At 71.5% G+C, this 25,881-nt stretch carries 25 protein-coding genes and 1 riboswitch; of the genes, 20 read left to right on the forward strand and 5 right to left on the reverse strand.

The window, feature by feature from the left end:
* Positions 1-15 precede the first annotated feature (15 nt).
* Complete coding sequence (locus tag ACFWB8_RS11310) at positions 16-651, forward strand: DJ-1/PfpI family protein (protein ID WP_385224621.1); 636 nt, start codon at positions 16-18, stop codon at positions 649-651.
* Here ACFWB8_RS11310 and ACFWB8_RS11315 read toward each other — a convergent pair.
* Positions 638-1,414: an enoyl-CoA hydratase/isomerase family protein gene (locus tag ACFWB8_RS11315; protein ID WP_385224623.1), complete on the reverse strand. Its 777-nt coding sequence runs from the start codon at positions 1,412-1,414 to the stop codon at positions 638-640. The two genes, ACFWB8_RS11310 and ACFWB8_RS11315, sit on opposite strands and share 14 nt — an antisense overlap.
* 77 nt (positions 1,415-1,491) lie before the next feature.
* On the opposite strand from ACFWB8_RS11315, the gene ACFWB8_RS11320 reads away from it, so the two are divergent.
* Both ACFWB8_RS11320 and ACFWB8_RS11325 read left to right on the forward strand, forming a co-directional pair.
* Positions 1,492-2,184, forward strand: coding sequence for an HdeD family acid-resistance protein (locus ACFWB8_RS11320; protein ID WP_385224625.1), 693 nt, complete (start codon positions 1,492-1,494; stop codon positions 2,182-2,184).
* A 94-nt stretch (positions 2,185-2,278) separates the two neighbouring features.
* On the forward strand, positions 2,279-2,812 hold the full coding sequence (locus ACFWB8_RS11325; RefSeq protein WP_385224627.1) for an ATP-binding protein: 534 nt from the start codon (positions 2,279-2,281) through the stop codon (positions 2,810-2,812).
* Between the two features lie 63 nt (positions 2,813-2,875).
* Here the strand turns inward: ACFWB8_RS11325 and idi are convergent, their stop codons facing one another.
* The 3 genes from idi to ACFWB8_RS11340 form a co-directional block, all read right to left on the reverse strand.
* On the reverse strand, positions 2,876-3,475 hold the full coding sequence (gene idi / locus ACFWB8_RS11330; protein WP_385224629.1) for an isopentenyl-diphosphate Delta-isomerase: 600 nt from the start codon (positions 3,473-3,475) through the stop codon (positions 2,876-2,878).
* A 135-nt stretch (positions 3,476-3,610) separates the two neighbouring features.
* Complete coding sequence (locus ACFWB8_RS11335; RefSeq protein ID WP_385224631.1) at positions 3,611-4,897, reverse strand: GNAT family N-acetyltransferase; 1,287 nt, start codon at positions 4,895-4,897, stop codon at positions 3,611-3,613.
* Between the two features lie 445 nt (positions 4,898-5,342).
* Entirely contained in the window at positions 5,343-5,480 is a 138-nt protein-coding gene (locus ACFWB8_RS11340; RefSeq protein ID WP_385224633.1) for a hypothetical protein, read from the reverse strand.
* Between ACFWB8_RS11340 and ACFWB8_RS11345 the strand changes: the two genes are divergently transcribed.
* The 15 genes from ACFWB8_RS11345 to ACFWB8_RS11415 all read left to right on the forward strand — a co-directional run bounded on the left by ACFWB8_RS11345 (position 5,457) and on the right by ACFWB8_RS11415 (position 22,547).
* Entirely contained in the window at positions 5,457-7,082 is a 1,626-nt protein-coding gene (locus ACFWB8_RS11345) for a DUF5941 domain-containing protein (RefSeq protein ID WP_385224635.1), read from the forward strand. The genes ACFWB8_RS11340 and ACFWB8_RS11345 overlap by 24 nt on opposite strands.
* Positions 7,079-7,843 (forward strand): sugar phosphate nucleotidyltransferase, encoded by a 765-nt coding sequence (locus ACFWB8_RS11350; protein ID WP_385224637.1) that lies wholly within the window; start codon positions 7,079-7,081, stop codon positions 7,841-7,843. The genes ACFWB8_RS11345 and ACFWB8_RS11350 overlap by 4 nt, the downstream gene beginning before the upstream one ends.
* Positions 7,831-8,892: an iron-containing alcohol dehydrogenase family protein gene (locus ACFWB8_RS11355; protein WP_385224639.1), complete on the forward strand. Its 1,062-nt coding sequence runs from the start codon at positions 7,831-7,833 to the stop codon at positions 8,890-8,892. The genes ACFWB8_RS11350 and ACFWB8_RS11355 overlap by 13 nt, the downstream gene beginning before the upstream one ends.
* A complete protein-coding gene (locus ACFWB8_RS11360) occupies positions 8,870-9,649 on the forward strand; it encodes a CDP-alcohol phosphatidyltransferase family protein (protein WP_385224641.1) in 780 nt (259 codons plus the stop codon). The genes ACFWB8_RS11355 and ACFWB8_RS11360 overlap by 23 nt, the downstream gene beginning before the upstream one ends.
* Positions 9,650-9,657: 8 nt before the next feature.
* Positions 9,658-10,530, forward strand: coding sequence for a glycosyltransferase family 2 protein (locus ACFWB8_RS11365; protein WP_385224735.1), 873 nt, complete (start codon positions 9,658-9,660; stop codon positions 10,528-10,530).
* A 94-nt stretch (positions 10,531-10,624) separates the two neighbouring features.
* On the forward strand, positions 10,625-11,554 hold the full coding sequence (locus ACFWB8_RS11370) for an ABC transporter permease (RefSeq protein ID WP_385224642.1): 930 nt from the start codon (positions 10,625-10,627) through the stop codon (positions 11,552-11,554).
* A complete protein-coding gene (locus ACFWB8_RS11375; RefSeq protein ID WP_385224644.1) occupies positions 11,547-12,329 on the forward strand; it encodes an ABC transporter ATP-binding protein in 783 nt (260 codons plus the stop codon). The genes ACFWB8_RS11370 and ACFWB8_RS11375 overlap by 8 nt, the downstream gene beginning before the upstream one ends.
* A 347-nt stretch (positions 12,330-12,676) precedes the next feature.
* Positions 12,677-13,615 (forward strand): squalene synthase HpnC, encoded by a 939-nt coding sequence (gene hpnC / locus ACFWB8_RS11380; protein ID WP_385224646.1) that lies wholly within the window; start codon positions 12,677-12,679, stop codon positions 13,613-13,615.
* Positions 13,612-14,592, forward strand: a complete 981-nt coding sequence (hpnD, locus tag ACFWB8_RS11385; RefSeq protein WP_385224648.1) for a presqualene diphosphate synthase HpnD — start codon at positions 13,612-13,614, stop codon at positions 14,590-14,592. The genes hpnC and hpnD overlap by 4 nt, the downstream gene beginning before the upstream one ends.
* Before the next feature lie 73 nt (positions 14,593-14,665).
* On the forward strand, positions 14,666-16,048 hold the full coding sequence (hpnE, locus tag ACFWB8_RS11390; protein ID WP_385224650.1) for a hydroxysqualene dehydroxylase HpnE: 1,383 nt from the start codon (positions 14,666-14,668) through the stop codon (positions 16,046-16,048).
* A 71-nt stretch (positions 16,049-16,119) separates the two neighbouring features.
* On the forward strand, positions 16,120-17,220 hold the full coding sequence (locus tag ACFWB8_RS11395) for a polyprenyl synthetase family protein (protein WP_385224652.1): 1,101 nt from the start codon (positions 16,120-16,122) through the stop codon (positions 17,218-17,220).
* Positions 17,221-17,342: 122 nt separating this feature from the next.
* The gene (shc, locus tag ACFWB8_RS11400) at positions 17,343-19,427 is read left to right on the forward strand and encodes a squalene--hopene cyclase (protein ID WP_385224654.1); all 2,085 of its coding nucleotides are present in this window, start codon (positions 17,343-17,345) and stop codon (positions 19,425-19,427) included.
* Positions 19,427-20,098: a 1-hydroxy-2-methyl-2-butenyl 4-diphosphate reductase gene (locus ACFWB8_RS11405; protein WP_385224656.1), complete on the forward strand. Its 672-nt coding sequence runs from the start codon at positions 19,427-19,429 to the stop codon at positions 20,096-20,098. The genes shc and ACFWB8_RS11405 overlap by 1 nt, the downstream gene beginning before the upstream one ends.
* Positions 20,099-20,103: 5 nt before the next feature.
* A complete protein-coding gene (gene hpnH, locus ACFWB8_RS11410; RefSeq protein WP_385224658.1) occupies positions 20,104-21,135 on the forward strand; it encodes an adenosyl-hopene transferase HpnH in 1,032 nt (343 codons plus the stop codon).
* Complete coding sequence (locus ACFWB8_RS11415; protein ID WP_385224660.1) at positions 21,132-22,547, forward strand: aspartate aminotransferase family protein; 1,416 nt, start codon at positions 21,132-21,134, stop codon at positions 22,545-22,547. The genes hpnH and ACFWB8_RS11415 overlap by 4 nt, the downstream gene beginning before the upstream one ends.
* A gap of 47 nt (positions 22,548-22,594) precedes the next feature.
* On the opposite strand, the gene ACFWB8_RS11420 is transcribed toward ACFWB8_RS11415, so the two are convergent.
* Positions 22,595-23,401, reverse strand: a complete 807-nt coding sequence (locus tag ACFWB8_RS11420) for a tyrosine-protein phosphatase (protein ID WP_385224662.1) — start codon at positions 23,399-23,401, stop codon at positions 22,595-22,597.
* A gap of 279 nt (positions 23,402-23,680) precedes the next feature.
* Positions 23,681-23,888: riboswitch (cyclic di-AMP (ydaO/yuaA leader) on the forward strand.
* Positions 23,889-23,892: 4 nt separating this feature from the next.
* On the opposite strand from ACFWB8_RS11420, the gene ACFWB8_RS11425 reads away from it, so the two are divergent.
* The gene (locus ACFWB8_RS11425) at positions 23,893-24,915 is read left to right on the forward strand and encodes a LysM peptidoglycan-binding domain-containing M23 family metallopeptidase (protein WP_385224664.1); all 1,023 of its coding nucleotides are present in this window, start codon (positions 23,893-23,895) and stop codon (positions 24,913-24,915) included.
* A 169-nt stretch (positions 24,916-25,084) separates the two neighbouring features.
* Entirely contained in the window at positions 25,085-25,867 is a 783-nt protein-coding gene (locus ACFWB8_RS11430; RefSeq protein ID WP_385224666.1) for an SGNH/GDSL hydrolase family protein, read from the forward strand.
* Positions 25,868-25,881 lie beyond the last annotated feature (14 nt).

Consider the following 25,881-nt stretch of genomic DNA (forward strand, 5'->3'; position numbering starts at 1 on the left):
CGCTCCGGAGGAGCCATGCAGATCGCCATCCTGCTCTTCGACCGTTTCACCGCCCTCGATGCCGTCGGGCCCTTCGACACCCTCGGCCGGCTCCCGGGGGCCGAGACCGTGTTCGTGGCCGAGCGGCCCGGACCCGTGCGCAATGACTCCGGCGTGCTCGCGCTGGTGGCGGACAAGGCGCTCGCCGATGTGCCGAACCCCGACATCATCCTGGTCCCCGGCGGCCCCGGGCAGAGCGACCAGATGGAGAACGAGGTCCTGCTCGACTGGCTCCGGGCGGCCGACGCCACCAGCACCTGGACCACGTCGGTATGCACCGGCTCGCTGCTGCTGGCCGCCGCCGGGCTGCTCCGTGGCCGGCGGGCCACCTCGCACTGGCTCGCACTCGACCAGCTCCCGTCGTACGGGGCCGAGCCCACCGGCGAGCGGGTCGTCTTCGACGGGAAGTACGTGACCGCCGCCGGGGTGTCCTCCGGCATCGACATGGGCCTGGCCCTGCTGGGCCGGATCGGCGGGGACCGGCTGGCCCAGTCCGTCCAACTGCTGACCGAGTACGACCCCCAGCCGCCCTACGACGCGGGCTCGCCGGACAAGGCCCCGGCCGACGTGGTCGAGGAATGGCGGGGCAAGAGCCGTTTCATCCTCCGGTAGGAGCGGATGGCCCGGTGGTCCAGGTGAAGGCCGCAGTGCGGCGCTCCAGGAACGCGGCGACACCCTCGGCGGTGTCGCCGCTCGCGGCCGCCTGCGCCGCCCAGTGGGCGTCCCGGTCGGTCCGGCCGTCGGCGAACTCCTTCGCGGCCGCCTGGGTCAGCTGTGAGCGCGTGGTCAGGATCCTGGTGAACTCCCTTACCCGCTTGTCCAGTTGACCCGCAGGCAGCAGCTCGTTCAGGAATCCCGCCCGCAAGGCCTGCTCGGCATCGATCAACTCGGCCGAGAACAGGAGGTACTTGGCGACGGCCGGCCCGACCAGGGCCGTCAACCGCCGGGTGGACGAGGCCGCGTACACGATGCCCAGCCTCGCCGGCGTGACCCCGAAGGAGGCGCCCTCCTGCGCGAAGCGCAGGTCACAGGCAGCCGCCAGCTGGCTGCCGCCGCCCACGCAGAAGCCGCGGATGGCCGCCACCGTGGGCTTCGGGAAGGCCGCCAGGGCCTCCTCGGCGGCCACGGCCAGGGCCTGCTGGTCCTCGCCCCCGGTGATGGCGGAGATGTCCGCCCCCGCGCAGAAGGTCTCGCCGGCGCCCGTCAGTACCAGCACCCGGACGGCGGGATCGGCCGCGAAACCTTCCAGCAGCTCCGGCAGGCGGCGCCACATCATCGCGGTCATGGCGTTCCGCTTGGCGGGATGGGAGATCACGACGGTGGCGACCCCGTCGGCCACCGAGTGCAGAAGCGTTGCGGTTGCGGCTGCGTCCATGCGCCGGATGCTATCCCGGGCCGTGCTACCTATGATCAAGGGAGTCCGTCCGGGGGGTGCGAGGAGGTGGCACGTCCATGGGCGCAGACCGTGCAGACCGTGCGGACCGGACCGAGGGAGGAAGGGACAGGGAGCAGGTCCGCCGGAGTTTCGGCATGATGGCCCTGCTGGGGGTCCTGCTGGTGATCGCGGGGCTGGTGGGGCTGATCTACACCGCCGCCGCCACCCTGACCTCGATGTTCCTCTTCGGCTGGCTGCTGCTGGTCGGCGGCCTGGTCGGGCTGGCGCAGGCCGTGCAGTCCCGCAAGAGCAACTATTTCTGGCTCGCGGTCATCGTCGCCGCCATCAACATCGCGGCCGGTTTCGTGATCCTGCGCCGCCCCGAGGCGAGCGCCGAGGCACTGACCATGTTCGCGGCCCTCCTCTTCCTCACCGGCGGGGTGTTCCGGCTGGTCGGCGGGCTGGTCGTGCGCGGGGCGAACTTCGGGCTGACCCTCGTCCAGGGCGCCTTCGGCATCCTGCTGGGCGTGCTGATCCTCTCCAACTGGCCCGGCAACAGTCTGTACGTGATCGGAACCTTCTTCTCCCTCGCCCTGCTGTTCGACGGGCTGAGCCTGATGGGCGTGGGCCTGGGAGCCCGCCGCATTCTGGGCTTGGTCAGGGAAGACACCCCGCAGGGCGGGGCGGCGGAGGGGGCGGGTGCGGGGGCCGAGACGCGCCAGGCGGCCGAGAAGCGCCTGCCAGAAGATCAGGATCGGTCCAACAACTGACTCTGTCATGCGCCGGTGGTCAGAAAGCGTCCGATAGGCGCTGACTTATGGTCAGCGGTCCGGCCCGGACCGGGCTGTTCCCCACTCTTGTCGCGTGGAGACGATCGAGCGCGAAGACGGGGGCCGGGACATGGACGTCAGCGGGAGTGTCCCGCCAGCCGAGGGGGACGGACCGAAGGCTCCGGCCGCCGCCCCCCTTGCCTATGAGGGAGTGTGGCGGTTCACCGCTCCCGCGGTAGAAGAATCCGTTCCGCAGGCCCGCCGGGCGGTCCGCGACCTGCTGGGGCGCCAAGGGGTGCCGGCCCATCAGGACCTGGTGTACTCCCTGCTGCTGATCGTCTCCGAACTGGTGACGAACTCGGTCCGGCACGCGGCCCTGCTCTCCCCGGAGGTCGCCGTGGAGGTCGCCATCGGCCGGGAGTGGGTACGGGTGGCCGTCGAGGACAACCACCCGTACCGCCCCAAGGCGCTGGAGGCGGATTTCGGCCAGACCGGCGGCCGGGGCCTGCTCCTGGTCCGGGAGATCACACTGGAGTCCGGCGGGGTCTGCGACGTCGAGCACACCTCGACGGGCGGCAAGGTCATCTGGGCGGCCCTGCCGCTCACCGCACCGACCCCGGCCGGCTGATCCCCGTAGGGCTGATCTCCGGCCGGCCGATCCCCGTAGGGCTGCTCCCGTACGGCCCGCGGCCTACCAGCCCGCGGCCTCGCCGGTCAGCTCGCGGATCGCGGGCCGGGCCGCGTCCAGCACGGTCATGAACCAGGCCGAGAACGGCGCCTCGGCATGCCTCTTCGCCAGTTCCTCGGCGGTGACGAACGCGGTGTCGGCGACCTCCTCCGGATCCGGTCGCAGAGCCGCCTGAGCGAGTCCCACGAACAGGTGGTTGTACTCCTGCTCGACCAGCCCCGACGCGGGGTCCGGGTGGTTGTAGCGGACCGTGCCCGCCTCGGCGAGCAGGGAGGGTGACAGCCCCAGTTCCTCGTGGGTCCGCCGGGCCGCGGCCGCGAACGGGGACTCCCCGGGGTAGGGGTGACCGCAACAGGTGTTCGACCAGACGCCGGGGGAGTGGTACTTCCCGAGGGCCCGCTGCTGGAGCAGCAGACGGCCCTGCTCGTCGAAGAGGAACACGGAGAACGCCCGGTGCAGCAGACCGGGGGCCTGATGGGCGGAGAGCTTCTCCGCCGTGCCGATGGTGTTGCCGGACTCGTCGACCAGTTCGAGCATGATCGTTTCTTGAGTGCCGGTGCCGTTGGACGCGCTGTTCGCGGCGGTGGCTGGTGTGGTCGGCATACCCATCCTTCGCTTCGGACTTCGACCTTCAGTCTGCCGTACAAAAGGGGCTTGTCCCCACTTCGGTGATCCGCGCATGTCTGCCCCCCGGCGCGTGATAAGCGACGGGGGGCAGATCATCCGGCCGCGGCGGGATCAGACCCCGAACGGGGCCGGATACGTGACCGTGCCTGCCGCGACCGGCACGGAATCGTCCAGGACCAGCGCCATCATCGCCTCGTCGGGCACCTCGAAGGGCGCCCGGATCCCGAAGCGCGAGGCCGGCAGGAACCCGAAGCGCGGGTAGTACTCCGGGTGCCCCAGGACCAGGACCAGCGCCTCCCCCCGCTCCTTGGCCGCCGCGAGCAGCGCCCGTACGACGGCGCTGCCGGCGCCTGAGCGCTGGTGCGCGGGAGCGGTCGCCACCGGCGCGAGGGCCAGCGCCGCCGCGCCGCCGACCTCGCAGCGGGTCAGCAGCGCGTGCGCCGCCACGGATCCGTCAGGGCCCTCGGCCACGTACGAGAGCCCCGGCAGCCACGAGCCGTCGGTCCGCAGCGCGTCCACGAGATCCGCCTCCAGCGGGGTCTCGAAGGCCGCCAGGTGGACGTCCCGTACCGCCGCCTCGTCGGCCGCGGTCTCCGGACGGGCAGCCCAGGCGCCCCCGTCCCCGGCGCTCACGGGGCGCAGGACGAAGCCGGTGTACCCGTACTCGTGCCCGTACCGCTCCCGTACGTCGAGCTCCTCACGTACGGCGGCCAGCGCCGCGGCCGCCTCCGGGTCCACGGGCTCCGCGCCCCCGGCCACCCGCTCGGCGAGCGGGCCGTAGTACTCGCCCCAGTCGGAGTCGGGCAGGTGGTGCACGCCCAGCACCCGGTACCCGGCGGCCTGGGCGGACGCGAGGTTGCGGGCGGTGGAGCGCAGGGCGCACTGGGGGTCCCAGAAGGCGCGGGCCCCGGCGGAGGGCTCCTCGGAGGTCCACTCGCACTCGGTCAGCACCAGGGTGCCGCCGGGCGCGAGCAGCCGCTTCCACTGCGCGAGCGCGTGGTCGAAGCCGAGGATGTAGGCGGAGCCCTCGGCCCAGATCAGGTCGAAGGAACCGTCCTCGCAGGAGAGTGCGCCCATGTCCGCCCTGACGGCGTGGACGCGGTCACCGAGCCCGCGGGCCTCGGCGCCCTCGCGGAGCTCGTCGAGGAAGCCCTCGTAGACGTCGACGGCGGTGACGCGTGCGCCCTCGCCCGCCTCGGCGGCGAGCAGCAGGGCGCTACGGCCCGGACCGCAGCCCAGGTCGAGGACGCGCGGCCGCTCGGGCAGCCGTCCGCACAGGGACAGCAGGTGACGGGTGCTCGCGTCGGACCCGGGAGCCTGTCGGGGCAGCCCGCGGTGCAGCGCGTAGAAGGCCCGCATGAAGGGGCTGAAGGAACTGAAGGTGGTGTTGTCGGTCAACGTGAACCCTTGAACGGGGGCTCCGGCCGACCCGGGGGCGCCTCCCAGCGATGGCTGGGGGATCGCCCTGGTGCGCGAAGCGCGGGGTCAGGCCCGGCCGGATGCCCGGCAGAAATGGGGGATGCACCGGAGTTCGCTGCGCATGGCCGCGACCACTGCGACGGTCATCAACCCACCTCTTTCACTCGACACGATCAGGGGCGTGTCCACCGTAACATCCATGCCGTTTGTGGTATCGCGCCGTGATCGTCAATGATGATCGCGCCTGCCCCGAAGCCCGGAATGCTCGGCTCATCGGGGCGTAAACGGGTGGTGAACCCCTGCTTCCGTTCATCCGATAGCCTCTGCCGACGAGCCGCCGCCCACGAGGCGGCCGTCACGTGTTCGTCACAAGGAGTGAGTTCGTCTGCCGACCGTCATCCTCACCGGCCTGCCGGTCCCCGGATCACCGCTCGCCGACCAGCTGCGCTCCCTCGGCTTCGACGTCCGTTCCGCCGCCGCACCTGAAGAGACCGCCGCCGCGCTGGCCGCCGTACCCGCCGACCAGCGGGTGGCCGTCGTGGACAGCGGGTTCGTCGGGCACGCGCACGCACTGCGGCTCGCGCTGACCGACCCGAGGTTCGACGCCTGCGCCGTGACCGGGGCCCTCGCCGTCCAGCCGGGCGCCCGCGCGGCCCTCGACAAGGCCGCCGAGTCGGCGCCCGAGGGCGCCGGCCCGTACGCCGACCGGCTCGCCGCCGCGGTCGAGACCGCCGGGACCACCGTCCAGCGCCCCGAGTTGGGCACGCTCGTCGCCGCCGTACCCGCCACCACGGCGGAACGCGACGCGGCGGCCGTCGCCGTCGCCGCCGTGGACGACGAGGCCGTCCGGCTGCGCACCGCCGTGAAGTCCCGCGACGGGTTCTTCACCACCTTCTTCATCAGCCCGTACTCGCGCTACATCGCCCGCTGGTGCGCGCGTCGCGGCCTCACCCCGAACCAGGTGACCACCGCCTCGCTGATCACCGCGCTGATCGCGGCCGGCTGCGCCGCCACGGGCGAGCGCTGGGGCTACGTCGCGGCGGGCGTACTGCTGCTCGTCTCCTTCGTCCTGGACTGCACCGACGGGCAGCTCGCCCGCTACTCGCTCCAGTACTCGACGATGGGTGCCTGGCTGGACGCGACCTTCGACCGCGCGAAGGAGTATTCCTTCTACGCGGGCCTCGCGCTCGGGGCCGCCAGGAACGGCGATGACGTCTGGGCCCTCGCGCTCGGCTCGATGATCCTGATGACCTGCCGGCACGTCGTCGACTTCGCCTTCAACGAGGCCAATCACGACGCCACGGCCAACACCAGTCCCACCGCGGCCCTGTCCGACAAGCTCGACAGCGTCGGCTGGACGGTCTGGGTCCGCCGGATGATCATCCTCCCGATCGGTGAGCGCTGGGCGATGATCGCGGTACTGACCGCCGTCACCACCCCGCGGACCGTCTTCTACGCCCTGCTGATCGGCTGCGCCTTCGGCGCCCTCTACACCACCGCCGGCCGGGTCCTGCGTTCGCTGACCCGCAAGGCGACCCGTACCGACCGGGCCGCTCAGGCCCTCGCGGACCTCGCCGACTCCGGTGTGCTCGCCTGGATGCGCTCGTCGGCCCCCGCGAAGCGCCGGCCGGACAAGGCCGCGGTGGGGCTGGCCCTGGCCGGCTCCGTGCTGATGGTCGGCGGGGCCGTCACCCGCGACTTCTCCGACCCCTGGCTGATCGGGACCGCCGTGGCGTACGCGTTCTTCGCGGGCGCGGCCGTCTCCAGGCCCCTCAAGGGCCCGCTCGACTGGCTGATCCCGCCGCTCTTCCGCTTCGCCGAGTACGTGACGATCCTCGCGCTGGCCGCCAAGTCGGACGTCCCCGGAGCCCTTCCGGCGGCATTCGGACTGGTCGCGGCGGTCGCCTACCATCATTACGACACGGTGTACCGCATCCGCGGTGGCTCCGGCGCGCCCCCGCGCTGGCTGGTGCGGGCGATCGGCGGGCACGAGGGCCGGGTCCTGCTGACCGTGGTCCTGGCAACCGTCCTCGCACGCGACGCGTTCCCCGTCGCGCTCACGGCCATGGCCGTGTTCGTGGCACTGGTGGTGCTCGTGGAGAGCATCCGATTCTGGGTCTCCTCCGGAGCACCCGCCGTACATGACGAAGGAGAACCAGCATGATCGGCCTTGTACTCGCTGCCGGTGCCGGACGCCGCCTGCGTCCCTACACCGACACCCTGCCCAAGGCCCTCGTGCCCGTCGGCCCCGAAGGCGCGGAGGAGAGCATCACGGTCCTGGACCTGACGCTCGGCAACTTCGCCGCCGTCGGCCTCACCGAGGTCGCGATCGTCGTCGGCTACCGCAAGGAAGCCGTCTACGAGCGTCGGGAGGCCCTGGAGGCCAAGTACGGCGTCAAGATCACGCTGATCGACAACGACAAGGCCGAGGAGTGGAACAACGCCTACTCCCTGTGGTGCGCGCGTGAGGTCCTGGGGCAGGGCGTGATCCTCGCCAACGGCGACACCGTGCACCCGGTCTCCGTCGAGGAGACCCTGCTCGCGGCCCGCGGCAACGGCCAGAAGATCATCCTCGCCCTCGACACGGTCAAGAACCTGGCCGACGAGGAGATGAAGGTCATCACGACCACCGGCGACGCCGACGGGGGTGCCGTCCAGAAGATCACCAAGCTGATGGACCCCGCCGGGGCCACCGGTGAGTACATCGGTGTCACCCTCATCGAGGCCGAGGCCGCCGCCGAGCTCGCCGACGCGCTGAAGACCACCTTCGAGCGGGACCCCGACCTCTACTACGAGGACGGCTACCAGGAGCTCGTGAACCGCGGCTTCACGATCGACGTGGCCCCCATCGGCGACATCAAGTGGGTCGAGATCGACAACCACGACGACCTCGCCAAGGGCCGGACGATCGCATGCCAGTACTGACGCGGCTCATCCCCTCGCCGGTCGTCGTAGACATCAGCCGCGGCGCCATGGACGACCTGGCCGGCCTCCTGGCCGACCAGCGGATCTCCGCGTCCGGCAAGCTGGCGATCGCGATCAGCGGCGGCTCCGGCGTGGCGCTGCGCGCCAAGCTGGAGCCCGTGCTGCCGCACGCCGACTGGTACCCGGTCGTCGACGGCACCATCGATTCTGCGGTCAAGCTGGCCGACGACATAAAGGGCCGCCGCTACGACGCCGTGGTGGGCCTGGGCGGGGGCAAGATCATCGACGTGGCGAAGTACGCCGCGGCGCGGGTCGGGCTGCCCATGGTGGCCGTCGCCACCAACCTCTCCCACGACGGCATCTGCTCGCCGGTGTCCATCCTGGACAACGACAACGGCCGGGGCTCCTACGGTGTCCCCACGCCGATCGCCATGGTGATCGACCTCGACGTGATCAAGGAAGCCCCGGTGCGGTTCATCCGCGCCGGCATCGGTGACGCGATCTCCAACATCTCGGCCATCGCCGACTGGGAGCTCTCGCACCGCCTCACCGGCGAGCCCGTCGACGGCCTGGCCGCCGCCATGGCCCGCTCCGCCGGCGAGTCCGTCCTGCGCCACCCCGGCGGCTGCGGCGACGACGAGTTCCTCACCGTGCTCTCCGAGGCGCTGGTCCTCTCCGGCATCGCCATGTCGATCAGCGGGGACACCCGCCCGTCGTCCGGCGCCTGCCACGAGATCAGCCACGCCTTCGACCTGCTCTACCCGGGGCGCTCCGCGCTCCACGGCGAGCAGGTCGGCATCGGCGCCGCCTTCGCGATGCACCTGCGCGGAGCCGCCGAGCAGTCCGGGCTCTTCGTCCAGGTGCTGCGCGGCCACGGGCTGCCCGTGCTGCCCCAGGAGATCGGTTTCAGCGTCGACGAGTTCGTCGCGGCCGTCGAGTACGCCCCCCAGACCCGTCCGGGACGCTTCACCATCCTGGAACACCTCAACCTGTCCGCCGCCGAGATCAGGGACGCTTACGCCGACTATGCCAAGACCATCCGTAGCTGAACTCCGGCCCGTCGTTCACCCGGCGGGCGTGAAGGACCGGCGCAGCGGCGAGCACTGGGGCGGACGCCTCTACATGCGCGAGATCTCCCTGCGCATCACCCGCTTCCTGGTCACCACGAAGGTCACGCCGAACCAGCTGACCTACGTGATGACCCTGGCCGGCGTCCTCGCGGCCCCGGCCCTGCTGGTGCCGGGCGTCTGGGGCGCCGTACTCGGTGTCGTGGCGGTCCAGCTGTACCTGCTGCTCGACTGCGTGGACGGCGAGGTCGCCCGCTGGAAGCAGCAGTTCTCGCTGTCCGGCGTGTACCTGGACCGCGTCGGCGCGTACCTGTGCGACGCGGCGGTGCTGGTCGGCTTCGGCCTGCGCGCCGCCGACCTGTGGGGCAGCGGGCGGATCGACTGGCTGTGGGCCTTCCTCGGCACCCTCGCGGCGCTCGGCGCGATCCTGATCAAGGCCGAGACCGACCTCGTCGGCGTCGCCCGGCACCAGGTCGGGAAGGAGCCGGTCAAGGAATCGGCGTCCGAGCCGCGCTCCTCCGGCATGGCGCTGGCCCGCCGGGCCGCCGCCGCGCTCAAGTTCCACCGGCTCGTCCTCGGCATCGAGGCGTCGCTGCTGATCCTCGTGCTGGCCGTCGTGGACCAGGTCCGGGGCGACCTGTTCTTCTCGCGGCTCGGCGTCGCCGTGCTGGCCGGCATCGCGCTGCTCCAGACGGTGCTGCACCTGGTGTCGGTCCTGGCCTCCAGCAGGCTCAAGTGACCGCGCCGATGCGGCTGGGCGCCGTGATCATCACCATGGGCAACCGGCCCGACGAGCTCAAGGCGCTGCTCGACTCGGTGGCCCGCCAGGAGGGCGACCCGGTCGAGGTCGTCGTCGTGGGCCAGGGCGTGCGGGTCAGCGGGCTCCCAGAGGGCGTGCGCACCGTCGACCTGCCCGAGAACCTGGGCATCCCCGGCGGCCGCAACGTGGGCATCGAGGCCTTCGGGCCCGGCGGCCGCGAAGTGGACGCCCTGCTCTTCCTCGACGACGACGGGCTGCTGGAGCGGACCGACACCGCCGAGCTGTGCCGGCAGGCCTTCACCGAGGCCCCCGAGCTCGGGATCGTCAGTTTCCGGATCGCCGATCCGCAGACCGGCGAGACCCAGCGCCGGCACGTGCCCCGGCTGCGGGCCTCCGACCCGATGCGCTCCTCGCGCGTGACCACCTTCCTGGGCGGCGCCAACGCCGTCCGCACGAAGGTGTTCGAGCAGGTCGGGCCCCTGCCGGGGGAGTTCTTCTACGCCCACGAGGAAACCGACCTGGCCTGGCGGGCACTCGACGCAGGGTGGCTGATCGACTACCGGGCGGACATGGTGCTGCTGCACCCGACGACAGCCCCCTCCCGGCACGCGGTGTACCACCGTATGGTGGCTCGTAACCGTGTGTGGCTCGCCCGCCGAAACCTGCCCGCTCCGTTGGTCCCGGTCTACCTGGGCGTCTGGCTCCTGCTGACGCTCGTACGCAGACCGTCGGTACCGGCGCTCAAGGCCTGGTTCGGCGGTTTCAGGGAGGGTTTGACGACTCCCTGCGGGCCTCGGCGCCCGATGAGATGGCGTACGGTCTGGCGGTTGACCCGACTGGGCCGACCACCTGTCATCTGACGGGCCCGCGTCTGGGAACATGGCGCGATCATGGGCCTCCTGCGACCAGCCTGATGCCCTTCCTGCCGCATCTTGAAGACGAAAGTTTCAACTTGTGAGTGACACAACCCACGACGGCGCCCTCGCCACGAGCAAGCCGCCGTCCGACGACGTGAGGCTGAGCCCCGCGGAACTCGCCGGGAAGTACGGCCTGTCAGTCAGCGGTGCCCGGCCCGGGCTCGGCGAGTACGTGCGGCAGCTCTGGGACCGGCGCCACTTCATCATGGCCTTCTCCAGGGCCAAGCTGGTCGCGCAGTACAGCGAGGCGAAGCTCGGCCAGGTCTGGCAGGTGGCGACCCCGCTGCTGAACGCCCTGGTGTACTACCTGATCTTCGGCCTGATCCTGGACGCGGGCCGGGGCATGGAGAAGGGGGTCTACATCCCCTTCCTGGTGATGGGCATCTTCGTCTTCACCTTCACCCAGAGCTCCCTGATGGCGGGTGTCCGGGCCATCCCCGGCAACATCGGCCTCGTCCGGGCCCTGCACTTCCCGCGCGCCTCGCTGCCGATCTCCTTCTCGATGCAGCAGCTCGGACAGCTGCTGTACTCGATGATCGTCGTGTTCATCGTCGCGGTCGCCTTCGGGAACTACCCGCAGCTGTCGTGGCTGCTGGTCATCCCGACGCTGGCGCTGCAGTTCGTCTTCAACACCGGGCTCGCCCTGATCTTCGCGCGGATGGGGTCCAAGACCCCCGACCTCGCGCAGCTGATGCCCTTCATCACGCGCACCTGGATGTACGCCTCCGGCGTCATGTTCTCGATCAGCGAGATGCTCAAGGACAAGCCCGAGTGGATCGGGACCGCGCTCCAGTGGAACCCGGCCGCGATCTACATGGACCTGGTCCGCTTCGCGCTGATCGACGGGTACGGAGCGAGCAACCTGCCGCCGCATGTCTGGGCCTTCGCGGTCGGCTGGGCCGTCGTGATCGGCCTCGGCGGGTTCATCTACTTCTGGAAGGCTGAGGAGCGTTACGGCCGTGGCTGATAGCAACCAGGGGAAGATCCCCACCGTCATCGCCGACGACGTCCACATCGTCTACCGCGTGAACACCGGCGGTGGCGGCAAGGGCAGCGCCACCGCGGCGCTCAGCAAGATACTCCGCCGGGGCAAGGGCGACGCCCCGGGCGTGCGCCGGGTCCACGCCGTGCGCGGGGTCTCCTTCACGGCTTACCGCGGTGAGGCCATCGGCCTCATCGGCTCCAACGGCTCCGGCAAGTCGACGCTGCTGCGCGCCATCGCGGGTCTGCTGCCCTGCGAGTCGGGCAAGGTCTACACCGACGGCCAGCCCTCGCTGCTGGGTGTCAACGCGGCGCTGATGAACGACCTCACCGGCGAGCGCAACGTGGTCCTCGGTGGTCTCGCCATGGGAATGTCCCGTGAGCAGGTCAAGGAGCGCTATCAGGAGATCGTCGACTTCTCGGGAATCAACGAGAAGGGCGACTTCATCTCGCTGCCGATGCGCACCTACTCCTCCGGCATGGCGGCGCGACTGCGCTTCTCCATCGCGGCGGCCAAGGACCACGACGTCCTGATGATCGACGAGGCCCTGGCCACCGGTGACCGCAGTTTCCAGGTGCGTTCCGAGAACCGCATCCGCGAACTGCGGGAAAAGGCCGGTTCGGTCTTTCTGGTGAGCCACAACAACAAGTCCATCCGCGACACCTGTGACCGGGTGCTGTGGCTGGAGAAGGGCGAACTCCTGATGGACGGGCCCACGGAGGAAGTCGTCTCGGCATACGAGAAGGCGACCGGCCACTGACCGCTGTACCGCAGGCCGTAACAGGCCCCCGCCGCTCCCCGCGGCGGGGGCCTCGGCATGCGGGGGAGCGATTTGCGCATTGTAGGGACGACATTAAGTAGCTGACCGAATACCCGTTGAGCTTCCGCGGCGTTGTACAGCGTAAGCTGGACCGCGTCCTGAATCGAGGCAAGAGGGGACGATTCCCCGCAGGTGAACGGCCTGGGGTACCCCGGGGAAAGTCCGGCGGCGTGTCCGAAATAGGATGTATTGGGTCGGCAGTGTAGAACGGGAGATGTGACGGCAATGGCTACGGGAATTCTCCGGCCCCCAAGCACGACGGCCGTCCCCGCCCCGGGCGGCGGGAGGTGACCGCGGGGCACGGCATCCGCACCCGGTCCGACACAGCCCACGCGCGCGCCACCCTCGGCAAAGCGGCGTCGGAGAACTTCCCCGTCGCCCCCGCCTTCCTCCCCCGCGCCTGGCGCGAGGGCCTCATGGCCGTCTACGGGTACGCGCGCCTGGTCGACGACATCGGCGACGGCGACCTCGCCCCCGGCGGACGCGACGCCGTACTCCTCGGGCTCGACCCCGCAGCCGTGGACGACCGGCTCGCCATGCTCGATGCCCTCGAGGCCGACCTGCACCGTGTCTTCAACGGCTCGGGCGGTACCGACGGCCCCCCGCGCCACCCGCTCCTGCTGGCCCTGCGGCCCGTCGTCCGCGCCCACGCGCTGACCCCCGAGCCCTTCCTCGGCCTCATCGAAGCCAACCGCCAGGACCAGCGGGTCGCGCGCTACGAGACGTACGGGGACCTCCTCGACTACTGCGAGCTCTCCGCGAACCCCGTCGGCCGCCTCGTGCTGTCCCTCACCGGCACCAGCACCCCCGAGCGCGTCCGCCGCTCCGACATGATCTGCACCGCGCTGCAGATCGCCGAACACCTCCAGGACGTCACCGAGGACCTCGGACGGGACCGGATCTACCTCCCCGCCGAGGACATGCGCCGTTTCCACGTCACCGAGGCCGACCTGGGGGCCACCAGCGCCGGCGCATCCGTACGCTCCCTCATCGCATTCGAAACAGAACGCGCACGGGACCTCCTGAATGAAGGCACCCCGCTCGTGGGTAGCGTGCACGGAAGGCTCCGGCTGCTGCTCGCGGGTTTCGTGGGAGGAGGGCGCGCCGCCCTGCGCGCCGTCTCCGCAGCCGGCTTCGACGTACTTCCCGGCCCGCCCAAGCCCATCAAGAGCCGACTGTTCCGCGAGGTGGCCGCCGTCCTTCGCACCGTGCCGAGAAAGGGGTGAGCCCGAACGTGGAGGGCCCCACACACGCGTCCACACCGTCTGCGCCGTCCGCCCCGGTACAGGCGGCCTACAGCTACTGCGATGCCGTCACCGGCTCGCAGGCGCGCAACTTCGCGTACGGCATCCGGCTGCTGCCCACCGACAAGCGGCACGCGATGTCCGCGCTGTACGCCTTCTCCCGGCGGGTCGACGACATCGGCGACGGCACGCTGCCCCCCGAGGCGAAGCTGACCCGGCTGGAGGAGACCCGCGCCCTGCTCGGCCGGATCAGGGCCGAGGAGATCGACGAGGACGACACCGACCCGGTCGCCGTCGCCCTCGCGCACGCGGCGAACCGTTTCCCGATCCCGCTCGAAGGGCTCGACGAGCTCATCGACGGCGTGCTGATGGACGTGCGCGGCGAGACCTACGCGACCTGGGACGACCTCAAGGTCTACTGCCGCTGCGTGGCCGGAGCCATCGGGCGGCTCTCGCTCGGCGTGTTCGGCACCGTCCCCACCGCGGGCCCCGGCGCCCCCGACGCCGCCCGCGCCGGCGAGTACGCCGACACCCTCGGCCTCGCCCTGCAACTGACCAACATCCTGCGGGACGTACGGGAGGACGCCGGCAACGGCCGCACCTACCTGCCCGCCGAGGACCTCGCCAAGTTCGGCTGCTCCGACGGCTTCCAGAGCGACCGGTTGCCCCCCGGCGCCGACTTCGCCGGGCTCGTCCACCACGAAGTCCGGCGCGCCCGCGCCCTGTTCGTCGAGGGCTACCGACTGCTGCCGATGCTCGACCGGCGCAGCGGCGCCTGCGTCGCCGCCATGGCGGGCATCTACCGGCGCCTGCTGGACCGCATCGAGCGCGAGCCCGAGGCGGTGCTCCGCGGCCGCGTCTCGCTGCCGACGCACGAGAAGGCGTACGTGGCCGTCCGCGGCCTCTCCGGCCTCGACGCGCGGACCATCTCGCGGCAGAGCAACCGGAGGCGGGCCTGATGGCGGGCCCGCAGGCAGGCGGCGCAACCCCGCGCCGCGCGGCGGCGTCTGTCGCAGCGACGGAGGAGGACGTATGACCGCCAGCACCGCCAACCGGGCAGTGGTCGTCGGCGGCGGCCTCGCCGGGGTCACCGCCGCGCTCGAACTCGCCGACGCGGGACTGCGGGTCACCCTGCTCGAAGGCCGGCCCCGGCTCGGCGGCCTCGCCTTCTCCTTCAAGCGCGGCGAACTGACCATCGACAACGGCCAGCACGTCTACCTGCGCTGCTGCACCGCCTACCGGTGGTTCCTGGACCGCGTCGACGGCGCCGACCTCGCGCCCCTGCAGGACCGGCTCGACGTGCCCGTCCTCGACGCCGCCCACCCCCGCGGACCCCGCCTGGGCCGGCTGCGCCGCAGCGCCCTGCCCGTACCGCTGCACCTGGCCGCCTCGCTGGCCCGGTACCCGCACCTCTCGCTCGCCGAACGGGCGAGCGTCGGGCGCGCCGCCCTCGCGCTGCGCCGGCTCGACCCCACCGACCCGGCCCTCGACGGCCTGGACTTCGCCACCTGGCTGGCCCGCTACGGCCAGTCCCCGCGCGCCATCGAGGCACTGTGGGACCTGGTCGGCATCGCCACCCTCAACGCCACCGCCGGCCAGTCCTCGCTGGGGCTGGCCGCCATGGTCTTCAAGACCGGCCTGCTCTCCGAGAACGGCGCCGCGGACATCGGCTGGGCCAAGGTCCCCCTCGGCGACCTGCACGACACCCTCGCCCGCAAGGCCCTGGACGCGGCCGGCGTACGGACCGGGCTGCGCACCCGGGTCACCGCCATCACCCGCAGCGCTGAAGGGAATTGGCGCGTCGACACCGAGAGCGAGTCGCTCGACGCCGGCACCGTCGTCCTCGCCGTCCCGCAGCGCGAGGCCCACGGACTGCTCCCGCCCGGCGCGCTCGCCGACCCGGACAAGCTCCTCGACATCGGCACCGCGCCGATCCTCAACGTCCATGTCGTCTACGACCGCAAGGTCCTCAAGGCGCCCTTCTTCGCGGCGCTCGGCTCACCGGTCCAGTGGGTCTTCGACCGCACCGACGCCTCCGGCCTTCCCGACGGAGGCCAGTACCTGGCCCTGTCCCAGTCCGTGGCCCAGGACGACATCGACGAGCCCGTCTCGGTGCTGCGGGCCAAGTACCTGCCCGAACTGGAGCGGCTGTTGCCCGCCGCGCGCGGCGCGAAGGTACGGGACTTCTTCGTCACCCGGGAGCGCACGGCGACCTTCGCCCCCAGCCCCGGAGTCGGCCGGCTCCGGCCCGGCGCGCGGACCGACACGCCGGGGCTCTACCTCGCCGGTGCGTGGACCGCCACCGGCTGGCCCGCGACCATGGAGAGCGCAGTCCGCAGCGGACTGAGCGCGGCGCACGCCGCACTCACCGCGCTCGGCCGTCCCCGCGAACACCCCCTGCAGGAGGCGGCATGACCACCACCAGCACCACCGGCACAACTGCGGCAGCACGCACCGCAGTACGTACAGGAACAAGAGGAGAGCCAGTGAACCCGGGTAATCCGGCTGTCGAGAACACGGATGCCAGTGTGGGCACAGCCGCAGGGGGCGCGGAGAAGGCGGACACGCTCGCCCTCCTGGAGCGCGGCCGCACGCTGTCCACGCCCGTGCTCCGCGCCGCCGTGGACCGGCTCGCCGCGCCCATGGACACCGTCGCCGCCTACCACTTCGGCTGGATCGACGCCCACGGCAACCCGGCGGACGGCGACGGCGGCAAGGCCGTCCGCCCCGCCCTCGCCCTGCTCTCCGCCGAGGCCGCCGGCGCCGCCGCCGAGGTCGGCATCCCGGGGGCCGTCGCGGTCGAGCTCGTACACAACTTCTCGCTGCTCCACGACGACCTGATGGACGGCGACGAGCAGCGCCGCCACCGCGACACGGTGTGGAAGGTGCACGGACCGGCCCTCGCGATCCTGGTCGGCGACGCCCTCTTCGCCCTCGCCAACGAGGTGCTGCTGGAGCTCGGCACGGTCGAGGCGGGCCGCGCGGCGCGCCGGCTGACCACCGCCAGCCGCAAGCTGATCGACGGCCAGGCGCAGGACATCTCCTACGAGCACCGCGAGCGCGTCAGCGTCGAGGAGTGCCTGGAGATGGAGGGCAACAAGACCGGCGCCCTCCTCGCCTGCGCGGTCTCCATCGGCGCCGTGCTCGGCGGCGCGGACGACCGTACGGCCGACAAGCTGGAGGAGTACGGCTACCACCTCGGCCTCGCCTTCCAGGCCGTGGACGACCTGCTCGGCATCTGGGGCGACCCCGAGGCCACCGGCAAGCAGACCTGGAGCGACCTGCGCCAGCGCAAGAAGTCCCTGCCCGTCGTCGCGGCCCTCGCGGCCGGCGGCCCCGCGTGCGAGGAGCTCGCGGAGCTGCTCGCCGCCGACGCCAAGAGCAACGACTTCGAGAACTTCTCGGAGGAGGAGTTCGCGGCCCGCGCCGCGCTCATCGAGGCGGCCGGCGGCCGCCAGTGGACCGCCGACGAGGCGCGCCGCCAGCACGCGATCGCGATCCGCGCGCTGGACGACGTGAACATGCCGCAGCGGGTGCGTGACCAGCTCGTAGCCCTCGCCGACTTCGTCGTCGTGCGCAAGAGGTGATCGCCACCCGGGCCCGTATATGAATCGCGAGTCGCCGGCCGGCGCCGCCGTCAACTGACGCGCGGCACCGGCCGACGGCAGACCCCAGGACAGCAGAGGACACTGCAGGTAAAGGGGAAGCCATGACAGCGACGACCGACGGCGGCGCGGGCGCGGGTGCGGGTGCCCGCGACGCCGACTCGGATGACAGCGCGGTACGGACCGCGGACGCGGCCTTGGGTCCGCCCGGCCGGGATACGGCCGGGGCGCCCCCGGCCCCCGGCCTGCTGGCGGGGGCGCGGGAGGCCGCCGCGCGGGCCACGCGGCATCTGCTCGGCCGGCAGGACCCGGCCGGGTGGTGGAAGGGCGACCTGGAGACCAACGTCACCATGGACGCCGAAGACCTGCTGCTGAGGCAGTTCCTCGGGATCAGGGACGAGGCCACCACACGGGCCGCCGCCCTGTTCATCCGCGGCGAGCAGCAGAGCGACGGAACCTGGGCCACCTTCCACGGCGGCCCCTGCGACCTGTCCGCCACCATCGAGGCGTACGTCGCCCTGCGCCTGGCGGGCGACGCCCCCGACGCCCCGCACATGGTCCGCGCCTCCGCCTGGATCAGGGCCCGCGGGGGGATCGCCGCCGCCCGGGTGTTCACCCGGATCTGGCTGGCGCTGTTCGGCTGGTGGAGCTGGGACCACCTGCCCGAACTCCCGCCCGAGCTGGTCTTCCTGCCGCCGTGGGTGCCCCTCAACATCTACGACTTCGGCTGCTGGGCCCGGCAGACCATCGTCCCGCTCACCGTGGTCTCCGCGCTGCGGCCGGTCCGCCCGGCCCCCTTCGCACTGGACGAGCTGCACACCGACGCCCGGCTGCCGAACCCGGTCAAACCCCTTGCTCCCGTGACCAGTTGGGACGGCGCCTTCCAGCGGATGGACAAGGCCCTGCACGTGTACCGGCGCTTCGCCCCGCGCCGGCTGCGCAAGGCCGCGATGGCGACGGCGGGCCGCTGGATCGTCGAGCGGCAGGAGAACGACGGCTGCTGGGGCGGGATCCAGCCGCCCGCGGTGTACTCGATCATCGCCCTGCACCTGCTCGGTTACGACCTGAAGCACCCGGTGATGCGGGCCGGACTGGAATCCCTGGACCGGTTCGCCGTGTGGCGCTCCGACGGCGCCCGCATGGTCGAGGCCTGCCAGTCCCCGGTCTGGGACACCTGCCTGGCCGCCATCGCGCTGGCCGACGCGGGGGTGCGCCCCGATCACCCGGCCCTGGTGAAGGCCGCCGACTGGATGCTCGGCGAGGAGATCGTGCGCAGTGGCGACTGGGCCGTGCGCAGGCCCCAACTGGCCCCGGGAGGCTGGGCGTTCGAGTTCCACAACGACAACTACCCCGATATCGACGACACCGCCGAAGTGGTCCTCGCGCTGCGCCGGATCAAGCACCCCGAGCCGGCTCGCGTCGAGGCCGCCATCGCCCGCGGGGTGTCCTGGAACCTCGGGATGCAGTCGAAGAACGGCGCCTGGGGCGCCTTCGACGCCGACAACACCAGCCCCTTCCCGAACAGGCTGCCCTTCTGCGACTTCGGCGAGGTCATCGACCCTCCCTCCGCCGACGTCACCGCCCACGTCGTGGAGATGCTCGCCGTCGAGGGCCGGGCCGGCGATGCGCGGACCCGCCGCGGCATCGCCTGGCTGCTCGCCGAACAGGAGTCCTGTGGCGGCTGGTTCGGCCGCTGGGGCACCAACTACGTGTACGGGACCGGGTCCGTGGTGCCGGCGCTCACGGCCGCGGGCATCGCTCCGGCGCATCCCGCGATCCGGCGGGCCGTGGGCTGGCTGGAGTCCGTACAGAACGAGGACGGCGGCTGGGGCGAGGACCAGCGGTCGTACAAGGACCCGTCCTGGGCCGGCAGGGGCGCCTCCACCGCCTCGCAGACCGCGTGGGCGCTGATGGCCCTGCTGTCCGCGGGCGAGCGGGACGCCGCGTCCGTCGAGCGGGGGATCGCCTACCTCGTCGACACGCAGCGCGAGGACGGCTCCTGGGACGAGCCGCACTTCACCGGAACCGGCTTCCCCTGGGACTTCTCCATCAACTACCACCTGTACCGGCAGGTGTTCCCGCTCACCGCGCTCGGCCGCTACCTGTACGGGGAACCGTTCGGCCCCGAAGGGTGGCACGGCGCGCACCCGGCCCGCGAGGTCGTCTCCGCCCGGGCCGAGGAGGCCTGATGGGCGCCGCCGGGAGCGGGCCCGCCGCCCCGCTGCTGGTCGCCTGCGCGCTGCGCATCGAGCAGGCGGCCCTGCGCAGCGGCGCCCGCGGCGCACGAGGGGCCGCGCCGCCGGGGTACGCCGTCCTGCGCACCGGAATGGGCCCGCGCGCGGCCGAGCGGGCCGTCGGCCGGGCGCTCGGCGAGCCGGGGCTGCGCGGTGCGGCCGTCCTGGCCACGGGGTTCTGCGCCGGACTGATGCCCGGCATGAGCCCCGGTGACCTGATCGTCGCCGAGGAGACCCGGGACCCGCGCGGCACCGTCGCCTGCGCCGGGACCGCCCTGCTCGCCGAGGCGCTGGCCCGGGCGGCACCCGGCCGGACCGTACACGTCGGCGCACTGACCGGATCCGACCATGTCGTACGGGGCCAGGAGCGCGCGCAGCTACGTGCCACCGGCGCCATCGGGGTCGACATGGAGTCCGCGGCCACCCTCTGGACCGCGACCCGCGGCAGCGCCGCGGCAGGCGCGGGCCGTCCGGTTGCGGCCGTCCGGGTGATCGTGGACGCTCCGGAGCACGAGCTCGTCCGTATCGGCACGGTGCGCGGTGGAATATCGGCCTTCCGCGTACTGCGTGCCGTACTGCCCGCGTTTTATGACTGGCACCGTTCTTTGCTGCTCCCCAGGAGGTGAGCCAGATGGCCATGCCGCTGCGCCAGACCATCAGGGTCGGGACCTATCTTCTCGAACAGAAGCTCCGCAAGCGTGAGAAGTTCCCGCTGATCGTCGAGCTCGAACCGCTCTACGCCTGCAACCTGGCCTGTGAGGGGTGCGGAAAGATCCAGCACCCGGCCGGGGTGCTCAAGCAGCGCATGCCGGTGGCCCAGGCGGTCGGCGCCGTGCTGGAGTCCGGTGCGCCGATGGTGTCCATCGCGGGCGGCGAGCCCTTGATGCATCCGCAGATCCACGAGATCGTGCGCCAGTTGGTGGCCAAACGGAAGTATGTCTTCCTTTGCACCAATGCCATGCTGCTCCGCAAGAAGATCGAGAACTTCACCCCTTCCCCCTATTTCGCTTTCGCCGTGCACATCGACGGTCTGCGCGAACGCCACGACGAGTCGGTGGCCAAGGAGGGCGTGTTCGACGAGGCGGTCGCGGCCATCAAGGAGGCGAAGAAGCGCGGGTTCCGGGTGACCACGAACTCCACCTTCTTCAACACCGACACCCCGCAGACCATCATCGAGGTGCTCAACTACCTCAATGACGACCTCCAGGTGGACGAGATGATGATCTCGCCGGCCTACGCGTACGAAAAGGCACCGGACCAGGAGCACTTCCTCGGCGTCGAACAGACCCGCGAACTCTTCAAGAAGGCTTTCGCGGGCGGCAACCGCCGGCGCTGGCGGCTCAACCACTCCCCGCTCTTCCTGGACTTCCTGGAAGGCAAGGCCGATTTCCCCTGCACCGCCTGGGCCATTCCGAATTACTCCCTCTTCGGCTGGCAGCGCCCCTGCTATCTGATGAGCGACGGGTACGTGCCGACGTACCGGGAACTGATCCACGACACCGACTGGAGCAAGTACGGCCGCGGAAAGGACCCGCGCTGCGCGAACTGCATGGCGCACTGCGGCTACGAGCCGACCGCCGTCCTCGCCACCATGGGCTCCCTCAAGGAGTCCCTGCGCGCGGCCCGGGAGACGATCGGCGGCAACCGGGACACCTCGGCATGAGCACGGGCCACGCGGGGGAGGGCGGCCGGGGCAAGGGCTTCGACCTCGGCGCCCTGCTGGCCGAGCGCGGCGGGGAGCGGTACGAGCTGCACGCCCGCCACCTCAACCACCAGCTGCCCCGGATGCTGCACACCATCGGCTTCGACAAGGTCTACGAGCGGGCCGAAGGCGCCCACTTCTGGGACGCCGAGGGCAACGACTACCTCGACATGCTGGCCGGCTTCGGGGTGATGGGCCTGGGCCGGCACCACCCGGTGGTCCGCCGCGCCCTGCACGACGTCCTGGACGCCCAGCTCGCCGACCTGACCCGCTTCGACTGCCAGCCGCTGCCCGGGCTGCTGGCCGAGAAGCTGCTCTCGTACAGTCCGCACCTGGACCGGGTCTTCTTCGGGAACAGCGGTACCGAGGCGGTGGAGACGGCCCTGAAGTTCGCCCGGTACGCCACCGGGCGGCCCAGGATCCTCTACTGCGACCACGCCTTCCACGGGCTCACCACGGGCTCGCTCTCGGTCAACGGGGAGGGCGGCTTCCGGGACGGCTTCGCGCCGCTGCTGCCCGACACGAAGATCGCGCTCGGCGACCTGGCCGCCCTGGAGCGGGAGCTGAAGCGCGGCGACGTGGCCGCCTTCGTCGTCGAGCCGATCCAGGGCAAGGGCGTGCTCTGCGCCCCGCCCGGCTTCCTGCTCGCCGCGCAGGAACTGCTGCACCGGCGGGGTGCGCTGCTGATCGCGGACGAGGTGCAGACCGGCCTCGGGCGTACCGGCGACTTCTACGCGTACCAGCACGAGCCGGGTGTGGAGCCGGACCTGGTCTGCGTGGCGAAGGCGCTGTCGGGCGGCTACGTGCCGGTCGGGGCGACCCTCGGCAAGGACTGGATCTTCAAGAAGGTCTACTCGTCCATGGACCGGGTGCTCGTGCACTCCGCCAGCTTCGGCTCCAACGCGCAGGCGATGGCGGCCGGTCTGGCGGTGCTCTGCGTCATGGAGGACGAGGAGGTGGTGGCGAACGCCCGCACGATGGGCGACCTGCTGCGCGGGCGGCTCGCGGCGCTGGTGGACGAGTACGAGCTGCTGCACGAGGTGCGGGGACGCGGTCTGATGGTCGGCATCGAGTTCGGGCGCCCGTCCTCGCTGGGGCTGCGCAGCCGGTGGACGATGCTGCAGGCGGCCCGCAAGGGGCTGTTCGCGCAGATGGTTGTCGTGCCGCTGCTCCAGAAGCACCGGATCCTCACGCAGGTCTCCGGTGACCATCTGGAAGTGATCAAGCTCATCCCGCCGCTGATCGTGGACGAGGCGGACGTCGACCGGTTCGTGCGCGCCTTCCGGGACGTCATGGACGAGGCGCACGCCGGTGGCGGGCTGATGTGGGACTTCGGCAAGACGCTGGTGAAGCAGGCGGTCGGCAACCGCTGACCGCCCGCTCCGTCCGCCCGTCCGCCCGTCCGTCCACCTGGCCGACCTCAGTCGAGCAGGCGGTCCCGGAGCCGGTCGAGGGTCTCGGGCGTGAGCCCGAGGCCCTCGGCGAGGTAACGGTCCAGACCGCCCCAGTGGCCGTCGATGGTCTCGAAGGCCGCCGTCAGGTACTCGGCGCGGGCGTCGAAGAGCGGCGCGAGCAGTTCCATCACCTCGGGGGAGCGGGCCTCGGCGGACTGGCTGCCGCGGCGGACCCGGTAGCGGTTGTGGGGGGCGTTCGACTCCAGGTAGTCCGCCACGACCGCCTCGCGCTCGACCCCCAGGGCGAGCAGGGTGACGGCGATCGACAGGCCGGCCCGGTCCTTGCCGGCGGCGCAGTGCATGAGGGCCGGGACGCTGTCCTCGGCGAGGGCGTGGACCACCCGGCCGTGCTCGGCGGTGCGGTTCTTGATCATTCCGCGGTACGAGTTCGCCATCCGCGCGGCGGCCTTGCCGTCGCCCAGGACCGTGCGGAGTTCTTCGAGGCCGCCTTCGCGGACCATCTTCCAGAATTCCGTGCCGTCCGCCGGGTCCGAGAGCGGAATGTTGACATTGCGCACGCCGGGCAGCTCCACGTCCTGCCCCTCCAGCGCGTGGTCGGCGCCGTTGCGGAAGTCGAAGATGGTGTGCAGTCCGAGAGCGGCGAGGAACTCTGCATCGGTTTCGGTGGCATGGGCGAGATGTCCGCTACGGAACAGTCGTCCCGTCTTGACCCTTCGGCCGTCGGCGGTCGGCAGCCCGCCCACGTCACGGAAGTTGCGTACTCCGGCCAGTCCCGGTTCCGTGGACGGGCTCTGGGGTATCTGCTGGGTCACGGCGGCTCCTCTGCCTGGTCGTGGGGATGTCCGAATTACACTACTTGGCGACAACTTGCCATGAGTGGAAGCGAGATCGGGCACGTCCCCGTGAGCCAGATCATACGGTGACCGTGAGTGCCTGATCGTCAAAGGTGAATTGCCCTGCCGGGGCGGCTGTTGCCGCCATTGAATGGACACAGGGTGACCGGAATTCCGTCGGACCAGCACCCTTGAGATTCCGTCAGGAAATTCACGGCTTGTTCGGTGTGCCACCACTCGATTACCTTCGCGATCGATCCGGATGGACCGCCGAATCCTGCCACCGTCCGGAAACCGCACCCGACTATTCACGCGCGCGGCAGGAGCGGGGGAACCAGGTAAGCCGCTGTTCCGGATCTTTATGCCGGGACGGCTCGGGGTGAAGTCGTCCATGTGCTGTTCATGTACGACCGGACATCTCCAGTCCGAACCCGACAGCTCACCTCGCAGGCGACGGAGAGGAATTCGCCATGCCTGCAAAGGGTAAGCACCGCCGTCCCAAGTCCCCCTCGATATCCCGCGGTTTCGCCATGGCCGGTACCGGCGGCGCGGCCCTCGCGCTCCCGCTGTTCGGAGCCGCCGGCGCCCACGCGGCTCCCGCCGCCGCCCCGGCGACGGCCCCCGTCCTGGCCGCTCAGGTCCCCGCGGCGCTGAAGGCCGCTCCCGCCGCCCGGGTGCTGGCGGCCGCGCCGGCCGTGTACACGGTCGTCCCGGGTGACTACCTCTCCAAGATCGCCGAGCAGCGGCACCTCGGCGGCGGCTGGCAGCAGCTCTACGCCGACAACCGCGCGGCCGTCGGCGCCGACCCCTCGCTGATCCACCCCGGGCTGAAGCTGGCGCTCGGCGCCGAGGGCGACGCCGCGCCCGCCGTCGAGTCCGCCCCGGCCCGGACCCAGGCCCCCGCCGAGCAGTCCTCCGCCGATGTCCCTGCCGACTCCTCCGCGGACGAGGGCCCGGCCGACTCCGCGGAGGGAACCTCGGACGAGGGCGCCGCCGGCGAAGGCTCCCCGGACGAGGGCGCCGCCCCCGAGGCCGAGGCCCCGGCCGCACCCGCCGCCCCGGCCGAGCAGCAGCAGGCCGCGCCCTCCTCCGGTTTCGTCGCCCCCGTCGGCGGCGGCGTCTCCACCGCGTACAAGACCGCCGGCGCCATGTGGTCCAGCGGCTACCACACCGGTGTCGACTTCATCGCGAGCAGCGGCACCACCGTCAAGGCGGTCGGCGCGGGCACCGTCGTCTCCGCGGGCTGGGGCGGCGCGTACGGCAACGAGGTCGTCATCCGGCACGCCGACGGCAAGTACTCCCAGTACGGCCACCTCTCCCAGCTGTCGGTCTCGGTCGGCCAGAGCGTCACCGCCGGGCAGCGTATCGGCCTCTCCGGCGCCACCGGCAACGTGACCGGCCCGCACCTCCACTTCGAGATCCGCACCGGTCCGTCCTACGGCTCCGACGTCGACCCGCTGGCCTACCTCCGCTCCAAGGGCGTCAGCATCTGACGACCCCCAACCGGTCCGCTGTCGGACGCCGGACCCGCGTGAGGCCGGGGCCCGAGGGGGGCCGGCCTCACGCGCTGTTATTCCTCACCTGCCGGTGGTATAAATCACGGTCCGTCAACCCCTGCCTACGGTGGCGTAGGTCACGTGACGGGGTGAAGTATGTGGTCCCGTGGCAGCGACGACGACACTCAAGACCATCGGCTCGTACGCGGCGATCGGGGACAGCTTCACCGAGGGCGTGGGGGACCCGGGACCCGGGGAAACGTTTCTCGGCTGGGCGGACCGGCTGGCCGTGCTCCTGGCCGATCAGCGCGAAGAACACGACTTCCGGTACGCGAACCTGGCCGTCCGCGGGCGGCTCCTCGACCAGATCGTGGCGGAGCAGGTCCCGCGGGCCAAGGAGCTCGCGCCCGACCTGGTGACCTTCTGCGCGGGCGGCAACGACATCATCCGTCCCGGCAGCGACCCGGACCACGTGGCCGAGCGGTTCGAGGCGGCCGTCGCCGAGCTCACCGGGGCCGTCGGCCAGGTCATGATCACCACCGGCTTCGACACCCGGGGCGTACCGGTCCTCAAGCACCTGCGCGGCAAGGTCGCGACGTACAGCGCGCACGTGCGCGCGATCGCCGACCGGTACGACTGCCCGGTGCTCGACCTCTGGTCCCTGAAGTCCGTACAGGACCGGCGGGCCTGGGACGACGACCGGCTGCACCTCTCGCCCGAGGGGCACACCCGGGTCGCGCTGCGCGCCGCGCAGGTGCTGGGCATGGGGGTGCCGGCCGATCCGGACCAGCCGTGGCCTCCGCAGCAGCCGCGCGGCTCGGTGGACGTGACCCGGGACAACATCCAGTGGGCCCGCGAGTACCTGGTGCCGTGGATCGGCCGCCGGCTGCGCGGGGAGTCCTCCGGGGACCACGTCGAGGCGAAGCGGCCGGACCTGCTGCCCCTGTAGCCGGACCTGCTGCC

Source organism: Streptomyces sp. NPDC060031, from assembly GCF_042736805.1.
Classification (GTDB): domain Bacteria; phylum Actinomycetota; class Actinomycetes; order Streptomycetales; family Streptomycetaceae; genus Streptomyces.

Excerpts from the sequence above, each read along its gene's own strand:
- shc (WP_385224654.1), top strand. The coding sequence starts at position 17,343 with ATGACAGCGACGACCGACGGCGGCGCGGGCGCGGGTGCGGGTGCCCGC.
- ACFWB8_RS11415 (WP_385224660.1), top strand. The coding sequence starts at position 21,132 with ATGAGCACGGGCCACGCGGGGGAGGGCGGCCGGGGCAAGGGCTTCGAC.
- ACFWB8_RS11355 (WP_385224639.1), top strand. The coding sequence starts at position 7,831 with ATGCCAGTACTGACGCGGCTCATCCCCTCGCCGGTCGTCGTAGACATC.
- idi (WP_385224629.1), bottom strand. The coding sequence starts at position 3,475 with ATGCCGACCACACCAGCCACCGCCGCGAACAGCGCGTCCAACGGCACC.
- ACFWB8_RS11405 (WP_385224656.1), top strand. The coding sequence starts at position 19,427 with ATGGGCGCCGCCGGGAGCGGGCCCGCCGCCCCGCTGCTGGTCGCCTGC.
- ACFWB8_RS11425 (WP_385224664.1), top strand. The coding sequence starts at position 23,893 with ATGCCTGCAAAGGGTAAGCACCGCCGTCCCAAGTCCCCCTCGATATCC.
- hpnH (WP_385224658.1), top strand. The coding sequence starts at position 20,104 with ATGGCCATGCCGCTGCGCCAGACCATCAGGGTCGGGACCTATCTTCTC.
- ACFWB8_RS11320 (WP_385224625.1), top strand. The coding sequence starts at position 1,492 with ATGGGCGCAGACCGTGCAGACCGTGCGGACCGGACCGAGGGAGGAAGG.
- ACFWB8_RS11350 (WP_385224637.1), top strand. The coding sequence starts at position 7,079 with ATGATCGGCCTTGTACTCGCTGCCGGTGCCGGACGCCGCCTGCGTCCC.
- ACFWB8_RS11360 (WP_385224641.1), top strand. The coding sequence starts at position 8,870 with ATGCCAAGACCATCCGTAGCTGAACTCCGGCCCGTCGTTCACCCGGCG.
- ACFWB8_RS11315 (WP_385224623.1), bottom strand. The coding sequence starts at position 1,414 with ATGGACGCAGCCGCAACCGCAACGCTTCTGCACTCGGTGGCCGACGGG.
- ACFWB8_RS11310 (WP_385224621.1), top strand. The coding sequence starts at position 16 with ATGCAGATCGCCATCCTGCTCTTCGACCGTTTCACCGCCCTCGATGCC.
- ACFWB8_RS11365 (WP_385224735.1), top strand. The coding sequence starts at position 9,658 with ATGCGGCTGGGCGCCGTGATCATCACCATGGGCAACCGGCCCGACGAG.
- hpnE (WP_385224650.1), top strand. The coding sequence starts at position 14,666 with ATGACCGCCAGCACCGCCAACCGGGCAGTGGTCGTCGGCGGCGGCCTC.